The sequence below is a fragment of the Chitinophagales bacterium genome (assembly GCA_019638515.1).
Classification (GTDB): Bacteria; Bacteroidota; Bacteroidia; order Chitinophagales; family LD1; genus UBA7692.
Window position 1 is genome coordinate 511514 of record JAHBTS010000001.1, and the last position, 11490, is coordinate 523003.

General features: G+C 39.9%; 7 protein-coding genes. 4 read left to right on the plus strand and 3 right to left on the minus strand.

The features are described 5' to 3' along the window. Nucleotides 1-113 precede the first annotated feature (113 nt). Nucleotides 114-2381: an aconitate hydratase gene (locus KF872_02215; protein MBX2902343.1), complete on the plus strand. Its 2268-nt coding sequence runs from the start codon at nt 114-116 to the stop codon at nt 2379-2381. 43 nt (nt 2382-2424) lie between these two features. Here the strand turns inward: KF872_02215 and KF872_02220 are convergent, their stop codons facing one another. Next, nucleotides 2425-3225: an RNA methyltransferase gene (locus tag KF872_02220; protein MBX2902344.1), complete on the minus strand. Its 801-nt coding sequence runs from the start codon at nt 3223-3225 to the stop codon at nt 2425-2427. Between the two features lie 25 nt (nt 3226-3250). Here KF872_02220 and corA point away from each other — a divergent pair, with 25 nt between their 5' ends. Then, nucleotides 3251-4231 carry a magnesium/cobalt transporter CorA gene (gene corA / locus KF872_02225; protein MBX2902345.1) on the plus strand — a complete coding sequence of 327 codons (981 nt, stop codon included), beginning with the start codon at nt 3251-3253 and terminating at the stop codon, nt 4229-4231. Here the strand turns inward: corA and KF872_02230 are convergent, their stop codons facing one another. Together KF872_02230 and KF872_02235 are read right to left on the minus strand one after the other, a co-directional pair. Further along, entirely contained in the window at nt 4232-5164 is a 933-nt protein-coding gene (locus tag KF872_02230; GenBank protein MBX2902346.1) for a phosphoribosylaminoimidazolesuccinocarboxamide synthase, read from the minus strand. 16 nt (nt 5165-5180) lie between these two features. Next, nucleotides 5181-7154: a thioredoxin domain-containing protein gene (locus KF872_02235; GenBank protein ID MBX2902347.1), complete on the minus strand. Its 1974-nt coding sequence runs from the start codon at nt 7152-7154 to the stop codon at nt 5181-5183. Between the two features lie 35 nt (nt 7155-7189). On the opposite strand from KF872_02235, the gene recF reads away from it, so the two are divergent. Together recF and KF872_02245 are read left to right on the plus strand one after the other, a co-directional pair. Continuing rightward, the gene (gene recF, locus KF872_02240; protein ID MBX2902348.1) at nt 7190-8254 is read left to right on the plus strand and encodes a DNA replication and repair protein RecF; all 1065 of its coding nucleotides are present in this window, start codon (nt 7190-7192) and stop codon (nt 8252-8254) included. A gap of 137 nt (nt 8255-8391) precedes the next feature. After that, a complete protein-coding gene (locus KF872_02245; protein ID MBX2902349.1) occupies nt 8392-11484 on the plus strand; it encodes a tetratricopeptide repeat protein in 3093 nt (1030 codons plus the stop codon). The last annotated feature ends 6 nt before the right edge of the window (nt 11485-11490 follow it).

Consider the following 11490-nt stretch of genomic DNA (forward strand, 5'->3'; position numbering starts at 1 on the left):
ATATAAACTTGCACTTAGCAGCGAAAATTCGCTAAATGATATTTTTCTTATTCTAAAACCTACTACATTTGCGGCTCAATTTTTCATTGTAACTAAAAATCTTAAATAGTAAAATGGCATTCGACATTGAAATGATTAAGAAGGTATATGCAAATTTTCCTTCGCGCGTAGAAGCAGCTCGCAAACTGCTCAACCGTCCTTTAACACTTACCGAAAAAATTCTTTACGCGCACTTGCACCAATCGCAAGGGCTTGAAGAATTTCAACGCGGAAAGAGCTATGTAGATTTTGCTCCGGATCGCGTTGCCATGCAAGATGCAACGGCACAAATGGCGTTATTGCAATTTATGCAAGCCGGTCGCCCAAAAGTAGCCGTGCCTTCAACCGTGCATTGCGACCACCTTATTACCGCCAAAGATGGTTCTAAAACAGACCTTTCTGCCGCAGTTTCCGGTAATAAAGAAGTGTATGATTTTTTAGCTTCAGTTTCAAATAAATACGGTATTGGTTTTTGGAAACCGGGTGCAGGTATTATTCACCAAATTGTATTAGAAAATTATGCTTTCCCGGGTGGTATGATGATAGGAACCGATAGCCATACCGTAAATGCAGGTGGCTTAGGAATGATTGCCATTGGTGTTGGCGGTGCCGATGCTTGCGATGTAATGGCAGGCTTGGCATGGGAACTAAAAATGCCTAAACTCATTGGCGTAAAACTTACAGGAAAGTTAAGCGGATGGGCATCTGCTAAAGATGTAATTCTTAAAGTTGCAGGCATTCTTACCGTAAAAGGTGGCACAGGATCCGTAGTAGAATACTTTGGCGAAGGCGCTGTGGCTATGAGTTGCACAGGAAAAGGAACTATCTGCAACATGGGTGCCGAAATTGGTGCAACGACTTCTACCTTTGGTTACGATGAAAGCATGAGCCGCTATTTAGTAGCAACAGGACGTGCCGATGTGGCAGCAGCAGCAGATGCCGTAAAAGAACATTTAACTGGCGATGCAGAAGTATATGCACAACCTGAAAAGTATTTTGATGAAGTAATTGAAATTAACCTAAATGAATTAGAGCCGCATATAAACGGACCATTTACACCAGACTTAGCTACACCGGTTTCAAAAATGAAAGAAGTAGCAGCCGCAAACGGTTGGCCAACCGAAGTAAAAGTGGGCTTAATCGGAAGTTGTACCAACTCTTCGTACGAAGATATTTCACGTGCAGTTTCATTGGCTAAGCAAGTAGCAGAAAAAGATTTGAAAGCAAAAGCTGAGTTTAGCATTACACCAGGTTCAGAGCAAATTCGCTATACCATTGAGCGCGATGGTTTTATTGAAACTTTCAATAAAATAGGCGCAGAGGTTTATGCAAATGCTTGCGGCCCTTGTATTGGTATGTGGGCACGTGCCGGAGCCGATAAAAAAGAGAAAAATACCATTGTACACTCTTTTAATAGAAACTTTGCTGCGCGCCAAGATGGCAACCCAAATACCTTTGCATTTGTTGCCTCTCCGGAATTAACTACTGCATTGGCAATTGCGGGTAGCTTAACCTTTAATCCACTTACCGATACTTTGGTAAACGAAAAAGGTGAAACCGTAAAGCTAGATCCACCAACAGGCGATGAATTGCCAACAAAAGGATTTGCAGTAGAAGATGCTGGTTACATAGCTCCGGCAGAAGATGGTAGCAACGTACAAGTAGTGGTAAATCCAAGCAGCGATCGCTTGCAATTGCTAGAGCCGTTTAAAGCATGGGAAGGCAGCGATTTAACCGGATTGAAACTCTTGATTAAAGCCAAAGGAAAATGCACTACAGACCATATTTCTATGGCCGGACCTTGGTTAAAATATCGTGGACACTTAGATAACATTAGCAATAACTTACTCATTGGCGCTATCAATTTCTTTAATGAGAAACCCAACAGCGTTAAAAATCAACTTACTGGTGAATATGCTGAGGTACCTAAAGTGCAGCGTGCATACAAAGCGGCAGGCATTGGATCAATTGTGGTTGGCGATGAAAACTATGGTGAAGGCTCTAGCCGCGAACATGCTGCAATGGAACCACGCTTCTTAGGCGTTCGTGCCGTATTGGTAAAATCATTTGCACGTATCCACGAAACAAACCTTAAAAAACAAGGTATGTTAGCGCTAACCTTTGTAAATAAAGAAGACTACAACAAAATTCAGGAAAATGACGAAGTGGCAATACTTGGTTTAACTGCTTTTGCTCCCGGTAAAAACCTTACCGTGCAATTAAAACACCAAGATGGCACTACCGAAAGTTTTGAAGTAGCACATACTTACAATGCTCAACAAATTGAATGGTTTAAAGCCGGAGCTGCATTAAACATTATTCGTGCCAGCGTAGGAAAGTAATATCGAAACCGATATGGATTACAAAGTAGGAGCTTAGTGAAAATTAAGCTCCTACTTTTTTTGTGCGTTGCCTTACGGCTTCATATAGCAATACGGCAGCGCTTACACTTACATTAAGTGAATCTATTTTGCCGAGCATGGGAATTTTTAAATGCTCGCTGCAAGTATCGGTTATGGCTTGGTTTAGTCCGGTGGCTTCGCTGCCTACTACTATGGCTGTGCCATTGGTAAAATTGCACTCGTAGCAATTTTTAGTAGCATTGAGGTGCGCTGCAAAACTTGTAATATTATTTGCTTTAAAGAAAGCAGCGGTTTTGTCCCAAGAGGCTACAATAACATTGTTGGTAAAAAATGTGCCCAAGCTACTTCTAATTACATTGGGGTTGAAAATATCGGTTTTTTCATCGCAAATAATTACGGCATCGGCTCCTGTAGCATCGGCTGTACGCAGCATGGCACCTAAGTTCCCCGGTTTTTCTACTGCGGCAATTACTAATAGCAATGGGTTGGTTCTTAAAGCAATTTCATGTAACCGGAAATGGTGCGGAATGGCAAGTGCCATAATGCCTTCGCTGCTGCCTCTATAAGCAATTGCTTCATACACTTGCTTCGATATATATTTTATACGTTCTGTTGGTGCAATCGGATAATCGCTGCTGGGCGTAAAAATTTCTTCGCAAATAATAAGCATTTCTATGCCGTAAGCACTTTGCTGCAGCAACGAACATTCGCGAATGCCTTCAATAATAAAGCGCTGCTCTTCTTTTCTGGCAGCCGCTTTTTCGCTTAGGCGTTTTATCCTTTTTACCAAAGGATTTTGCACACTCGTAATAACCTCCTTCATTTGCGGCTAAATTGCAATTTATTTCATGGTAGCCGGAAACATTTCTTTTATTAGTTACAATGCTGATTCTTTTATTGAAAAGAAAGCGGCAGATATTGAAACGTGTACCCAATTGAATGCTTCCGATAGTGTGTATTGGCTGCACATTACTGGTGCCGAGCAAAAGGATATTCTTACGGCTTTGGCTGCCAGGTATCAAATTCACCCTTTGGTGGTAGAAGATATTTTGCATACGCGCCAGCGTCCTAAAGTGGAGTCGTATGGCACATACCTTTACATTACATTGCGATTGTTTAAGGAGCAGCAGCTAAAGCTTTCTTCACAGCAGATTAGTTTTGTATTGAAAGATAATTTGCTGATTTCGGTAGTGGAGCAGGATAATGCGGTTTTTGATGAAGTGAAAAACAGGCTTGCACGCAAGCAGGGTGTAATTAGGCAAAAGGGCGAAGATTTTTTATTGTATTCGTTGTTGGATGCGGTGATAGATAGCTATTTTGAGGTGTTGGAAGATTTTAGTTCCGAAATTGAGGTGCTGGAAGAAAGAATAATTGGACATGCAGTAAAGCAGCATTTAGTTCAGCTACAGCATGTAAAACGCTCACTTATTTTGTTTAAAAAACATACGGTGCCGGTACGTGAATTGCTTAGTAATTTAGATAGGAATGAGGTTGCTTTTTTTGAAGCCGAAAACCGACCGTACTTGCGCGATTTACTCGATCATAGCTTTAGGGTAAACGATTCGGTTGAAACGTATCGCGATATACTCACTAGTTTAATGGATTTGTACCACAGCATGATGAGTAACAAAATGAATGAAGTAATGAAAACGCTTACCGTAATTTCATCGTTTTTTATTCCACTTACATTTATTGTGGGTGTGTATGGAATGAACTTTGATGTAATGCCCGAATTGCGTTGGGAGTATGGTTATTACCTTGTTTGGGGCGTAATGGCAGTGCTTTGTTTGGCGCTTTACATTACGTTCAAAAAAAAGAAATGGTTTTAACTATAAGCAAGTTAAAGCGGCTTGTTCTATTTCGTGGAGCAAGTTTTTCGATTCGCTTTTTTGAAAGGTATTGCCGGTTACTAAATCGTGTAGTTGAATATAGCGCTCCGAAATTTCGTTCACAAAAGTATCGGGCATAAAAGGCATGGTTTGTCCTTCTTTTCCTTGAAAGTTATTTTCTATTAGCCATTGGCGCACAAACTCTTTTGAAAGTTGCTGCTGCGGCTCTCCATTTGCCTGCTTTTGAGCATAGCCTTCGGCATAGAAATAGCGCGAAGAATCCGGTGTGTGGATTTCATCTATTAAATACACTTCGCCATTATATACACCAAATTCATATTTAGTATCCACTAAAATAAGTCCTTGCTGTAATGCCATTTGCGAGCCGCGTTCAAACAACTGCAAGGCGTATTTTTCCATAGTAGTATAAATGCTTTCTGCTACCAGATTGCGTGCCAATATCTCTTCGCGCGAAATATCTTCATCGTGCCCTTCAACCGCTTTGGTAGAAGGTGTAATTATAGGTGTGGTGAGTTTATCGTTTTCTTTTAAGCCTTCGGGCAGTGTAACACCGCAAAGCACCCTGCCTCCTGCAGCATAGGTGCGCGCAGCATGGCCTGCCAAGTAGCCGCGTACTACCATTTCTATACGAACAGGTTCGCATCTTAAACCAATGCTTACATTGGGATGCGGCATTTTTTGTAACCAGTTGGGGCAAATATCTTTTGTGGCGTTTAAAAAGTGTGCTGCAATTAGGTTTAGCACTTGCCCTTTATACGGAATTGGTTTGGGCAGAATATGGTCGAATGCCGAAATTCTATCGGTGGCAATTACTGCCAAAGTATCTTTAAAAAAATATACATCGCGCACTTTTCCGTGATATACATCTAACTGATTAGGAAAGCTAAAATTGGTAGTAGAAATTGTTTGCATGGGGCGAAGATGCAATTCAAGATTGAATTTGTTGCAATGCTTCTTCCACATGGTGTGCAGGAAGCCCACAAGTGCGGTTTTTACAAATGTAGATAAGCGTTTTTTCGCTTGTTGGTTTGTTTTGTAGTGCAGGAATTAAGTTGGTTTTTCCACCCACAAAAAAGCAGTGGGGAAGGTAATGCTGCCCAAATTGTCTTTTTATATCGGTAGCTTGGTTGCCGGTGATGGCAATAATGTAAGGCTCGTTGGTAAGCCAGCGCAGCAGTATTGCCCAATTGGCATAAAAAGAAGCATGGGTAGTAATGGCTTCGATAAAGTGTTGTGTGGTTTGCTTGGCAATGTTGATGTAATCTTGGTTTTCAGTCATTAGCCCTAACTTGTATAAGTTTTTCGCCATAGCGGAGTTAGAGGCGGGAATTACATTGTCGGAAGTTTCGGTTTTTCTAGCTATGAGTGTTTCTCCGGCTTGGTCGGTGTAGTAAAATATTTGTTTGGCATGGTCGTAAAAATGCTCTAAGCAGTAGTGGCAAAGTTGAAGTGAAGCTGCGAGCCATGATGTTTCAAAAGTTGTTTCGTAGAGCGATAGAAAGGCATCTATGCTAAACGCATAATCGTCTAAAAATCCATGAATATTGCTTTTATTGTTTTTGAAGCATCGTAGAAGTGCGCCACTGCCAATATGTTGATGTTGCAGTATAAAGTTCCCGTTTTGTATGGCGGTGTTTAAGTAGCTTTCTATTCCGGTGGCAGCATAAGCATCTAAGTAGCCCTTGAGCATAAGTGCATTCCATGCAGTAAGTGTTTTATCGTCTAATGCAGGTCGGTTACGTTTGTTTCTTTCGGTAAGTAGTATTTGCTTCCACCGATTTATTTGCTTGGTGTGTGGCGTGTTGGTATGCCGTAGTTGTAGATGGTTTTGCCCTTCAAAATTTCCATTTTCAGTAATAGAATAAATTTCTTGAAATGCCTCAAACTCAGCACCGAGTAGTTGCTGCAATTCTTTGTAGTTCCAAACATAAAATTTGCCTTCTTCTCCATCGCTGTCGGCATCTAATGCAGCATAGAAGTTGCTGTATTTTCCTGTTAGTTCCCGCGCTACAAAAGCAAGGGTTTCGTTTACAATGCGTTCATAATTGTTGTTTTTGGTAAGTTGAAATGCTTGTGCATAGAGCGAAACCAATTGTGCATTATCGTAGAGCATTTTTTCAAAGTGTGGAATTTGCCATTGTGCATCTACCGAATAGCGGGCAAAGCCGCCACCAATTTGGTCGTAAATACCGCCTGCGAGCATATTATTTAATGTAGTGGTGATGGCTTGTAGCGTAATGTTGCTTTGTGTGAAATAATGGTGTTGTAGCAGAAATATGTAGTTGATGGGCATTGGAAATTTGGGTGCGCCTACTCGGCCGCCAAATGTAAAATCTTGTGTATTTAAAAGACTTTGTGCGGCTTTGTTGTTGTACTCATTTGTAAAAACGGGAACTTCTTTTGGAAGGAAATTTTCACTTGCCGAAATGCCGTAAGTAAGGTTTTCTGCCTGTTCTTGCATTTTGTTTAAGTTGTGCTTGAACTCATATTCAAAGAACTGTAGTATTTGCATCCAGTTTTGTTTTGGGAAGTATGTGCCGGCATACACAGGTCTGCCATCGGGAAGGCAAATGGCATTGAGTGGCCACCCGCCTCTGCCACTAATAAGTTGCGCAGCTTCCATATAAATTTGATCTATATCGGGGCGCTCTTCTCTATCTACTTTTATACTTACAAAATGTGCATTCATGAGTGCTGCCACTTCTGTGTCTTCAAAACTTTCGTGCTCCATAACATGGCACCAATGGCAGGCGCTGTAGCCTATGCTTACAATTGCAAGTTTATTTTCTGCATGGGCTTTTTGCCAAGTTTTTTCATTCCATGCAAACCAGTTTACCGGATTGTGGGCATGTTGCAAAAGGTAGGGGCTGCTTTCGTGAATAAGTGCGTTGGTATGTTGCATATTGTTTTCTTACAAGAAATGAATAATTCTGCACCGTGTTTCTGAGCGGAATTAAATTGCTGAATTTTAGAAATCACAGTGAAAGTAGTTTTTCGTTTCGTAAAAAAATTACTTGCATAGTGGGTAATAACGGAGTAGGGAAAACCAACCTGCTCGATGCTGTTTATTATCTATGCCTAACTAAGAGTTATCTTTTTGCAGATGATAAGCAGAATGTAAAACACGGTGCCGATTTTTTTCGTTTAGAAAGTAGTGTGGAGGTTGCACAGTTGCCCGTAAAATTGGTTTGTAAATACTTGGGCGGCCGAAAAAAAGAGTTTTTAGTAAATGATAAGCCTTATGTGAAGTTGAGCGAACATATTGGGCAATTTCCTTGTGTGATGATTTGCCCTGCCGATGCTGAAATTATTACAGGAGGCAGCGAAGAAAGGCGCAAGGTTTTAGATGGAACTTTGTCTCAAACAGATGCCGATTATTTGAATGTATTATTGCTGTACAACAAAGTGCTGGCTCAGCGCAATGCTGCACTAAAGCAGTTTGGCGAAACAGGTAAAGTAGATTACAGCCTTTTGGGTATTTACAATGAACAGTTGGTAAGTAGTGGAGAAGAAATTTTTAGAAAGAGAGCGGCAGCAATGGAAGTAATAAGGGCATGTTTTGCAAAAATATATGCGCAAATAAGTGGCACACCGTCCGAAGCTGTATTGAATTATGTAAGCCAGTTGCAGCAAAAAAGCTTTAAGGAATTATTGCAAGCTAATGTGCAGAAAGATATAGTGTTGGAGCGCACCGAAATGGGTATTCATAAAGATGATGTGGAACTGCTGTTGCAAGGGTATCCTGTTAAACGTTTTGGCAGCCAAGGGCAGCAAAAGAGTTTTATGTTGGCATATAAACTCGCCATGTTTTTATATATAAAACAGCAGAAAGGTTTCGCTCCTTTATTGTTGGTAGATGATGTTTTTGATAAGTTAGACAAACTTAGAAGCAAGAATTTACTCGATTTTTTTAATTCGCCAGATACGGCACAGGTGTTGTTGTCGCACACCAAGGCAAATGATTTTGAGGGAATTGAGTTTATAGATATACAGGAAATATAAATACCGTACCTGTTACGGAATAGTGGTATTTAGGTGTTTGTTTTCTACTCAAAAGGACAACATTATATAGCTGTTGAAATTGCATTTGAATTCAGCATATACCTAAATCTAACTTTGTTTCGTTACTTAAAGTGTATATGAAGGCATTGGCGCAGGTATTTTTTTTATTCATTTTGTTGCAAAACGCATTTGCGCAGCAAACATTGGTGTATTCCGATGCGTGGAAATCATATCAAAAAGGATTGGAATTATGGAACGAAAAAAACTTTACGTCTTCGCGCAATGCGTTTGAAGATGCACTGCTTCAGCCCTTTTCAAACGCAAGTAATCCTGATGTTTTGTTGCAAAATCTACACTTCTACATTGCGGCATGTGCAGTAGAAAACAACGATAAAGATGCAGAGCAGTGTTTAAATAATTACATGCTGCGATTTCACGAAACCGATAAGCGAAAACTTATCTACTACTATGCAGGAAAGTTAGCCTTTCAAGAAAAGAAGTATAGCAATGCCATAGAGCATTTGGCAAAAGTGAAAGAGCAAGACTTGTTGCCGGAGCAGCTCGATAACTACAGATTTATGCTGGGTTACAGTTATTTTGCCAAAAAGAAGTTTGAAGAGGCCAAGCCACTTTTTCATTCATTGCTTACTGCCGAAGAAAAGTATTTCTATCCGGCAAACTATTACTACGCCTTCATTTGTTTTTATACAAAAGATTTTGATGCAGCCCTCAATAGTTTTTTAAAAATACAAGATTCTAAGATGTATGCAGGTGTAATACCGTATTACATTGCTCAAATCTACTATGCTCAACAGGCGTATAAAAAAGTGGTGGAGTACATTCCCACTAAAGTGAACGATAGTGGCGTAATGTATAAGCCGGAATTGAACTTTTTATTGGGGCAAGCATATTTTCAACTTTCGGAATATGCAAAAGCATTGCCATTATTAGATGCATATCTTTCTAAGCAAAGCAAGGCCAATAAGCACGAATTGTATCAGTTAGGTTATGCGCAGTACAAAACAGGCGACTATAAACGCGCCATAGAAAATTTTGTACAACTAAATTTATTGAATGATACGCTTGGGCAAAATGCTACCTATGCCTTGGCAGATTGCTATTTAAAAACCAATAAAAAAGCACAAGCACTCACCGCTTTTCAAAGTGCTGCAGCTATGAGTTTCGATAAGGAAATTCAAACAACGGCAACCTTTAATTATGGAAAACTATTGGTTGAAACAGGCGGCTATAGCGAAGCGGTGAATACGCTTAAAAACTTTATTGAAAACAATGCAGGAAGTGCTTACTACGAAGAGGCAAACGAACTATTGGCAACAGCACTGTTTCAAACTAAAAACTATGAGGCCGCTTATGAACTTATAGAAGGGATGAATCTAAGGAGTCCTAAGTTGAATGAAACATACCAAAAGCTTACTTACTTTAGGGCAATACAATTGCTCAACGATGCTAAACCCGCAGAGGCAGAAGCATTATGCAATAAAAGTTTAGGAATTACTGCCGATAAAAATATTACAGCAAGAGCATTATTCGTAAAAGGCGAAGCGCAATATCAACAAAAAAACTATGCAGGTGCAGCATCTAACTTTGCAAAGAGTTTAGAGTTTAATGCTAAGTACGATAATTCGTTTTTCCCGTTTCTTGTTCATTACAACATAGGTTACTCATTTTTTAAAGAAAAGCAATACAAGTATGCTGCTGCTGCATTCGAGCGAGCTATTAGTGAAAATAGCAGTGAGCTTACAGTGCTTCAAAAGGAGAAATTGTTGCCCGATGCTTACTTGCGCTTTGCCGATTGTGCATTTGTAACACAGCAGTATAATAGCGCTTTAGATGCTTATGCTACCATAGAAAACAAGAACTGGCAAAGTGCAGAGTATGCACTTTTTCAAAAAGGAATTTTATATGGATTGATGAATAAAAGTGCCGAAAAAGTTCGCACGCTTGAATCGCTTATGATTCGCTTCCCCTCCAGTAAGTTTAGAGATCAAGCCTACAACGAAATTGGTGAAACGCACTTAGAGAATGCTAATTACGATGCCGCTCAAACTGCTTATGAGCAAATATTAAACCGCTTTCCTTCAAGCGTTTTAGTGCCTAAGGCATATTTGAAAATTGCATTGGTGGCATACAATAAAGGTAAAAAACAAGAAGCATTCGAAGCATACAAGAAAGTGGTAAATCAATTTCCCAAATCTATAGAGGCAAAAGAGGCGTTGGTAGCTATAAAAGAAATTGCGGTAGAAATTGGCAAAACCGATGAGTACGTAGCAATGGCATCGGGTTTTGGAAGTATCACTTCGGGGCAAAAAGATTCGCTAACATGGCAAGCTGCCGAAACTGCCTATAACAATGGTGAATATAGCCGGGCACTTACCTTGCTTTCTAACTACATCAACACATTTCCTACCGGGTATTTTGTGAGCGAAGCACTTTTTGCCCGAGCAGAGTGCTACCTGCGTGATAAAAATTTTCAACAAGCATTTAAAGATTTCAAAGCGCTTGAAGAAAATAAGCCCACTAAGTTTTATGAGCGTGCATTGTTGAAAGCATCGGGTATTGCATATTTTGAATTGAAAGATTATGCAGAAGCTTTTGCTCTGTACGAAAAATTGTTGCAGGCAGCCTCCAATCCGGCTAATACATATTCAGCTCAGTTGGGGTTATTAAAGAGTGCCGATAAATTGAACTACGATGCAAAAATTATCGAATATGCCGATGTGGTTTTGCAAAACAATCAATTGAAAGAAAGCGATGTGGTAGAGATTAGTTATATGAAAGGACGTGCGCTGTACCGCCTAAACGAATACGATAAAGCGCTACCACTGCTAAATAAAGTAGCTGCAGCAGCCGTGAGTGAAAAAGCTGCAGAGTGTAAGTACTATACTTGCAAAATCGCATACGATAAGCAGCAATACAAGGCTTCGTTAGATAGTTGTATTAAATTGAAAAACAAGTTCTCTGCTTATGAGTTTTGGGTGGTTAAAACATTCATACTAATGGCAGATAATTATGTGGCACTCGATAACTCGTTTCAAGCAAAAGCAACTTTAGAAAGTATTGTTTTGAACTATAATGGAGATGCCGCATTAAAAAGTGAGGCACAGCAAAAATTAGATGCTTTGCGCGAAAATGAATTAAACAAGTCTAAACTATATCAAGAGATTCCGGCAGATAGTTTATTGATGGAAAATCCTTCTGACGTAAAATAAATAAGG

What these genes read in the sequence shown, in the direction of transcription:
- corA (MBX2902345.1), top strand. Translation starts at nt 3,251, where the DNA reads ATGGTAGCCGGAAACATTTCTTTTATTAGTTACAATGCTGATTCTTTT.
- KF872_02230 (MBX2902346.1), bottom strand. Translation starts at nt 5,164, where the DNA reads ATGCAAACAATTTCTACTACCAATTTTAGCTTTCCTAATCAGTTAGAT.
- KF872_02235 (MBX2902347.1), bottom strand. Translation starts at nt 7,154, where the DNA reads ATGCAACATACCAACGCACTTATTCACGAAAGCAGCCCCTACCTTTTG.
- KF872_02220 (MBX2902344.1), bottom strand. Translation starts at nt 3,225, where the DNA reads ATGAAGGAGGTTATTACGAGTGTGCAAAATCCTTTGGTAAAAAGGATA.
- KF872_02215 (MBX2902343.1), top strand. Translation starts at nt 114, where the DNA reads ATGGCATTCGACATTGAAATGATTAAGAAGGTATATGCAAATTTTCCT.
- KF872_02245 (MBX2902349.1), top strand. Translation starts at nt 8,392, where the DNA reads ATGAAGGCATTGGCGCAGGTATTTTTTTTATTCATTTTGTTGCAAAAC.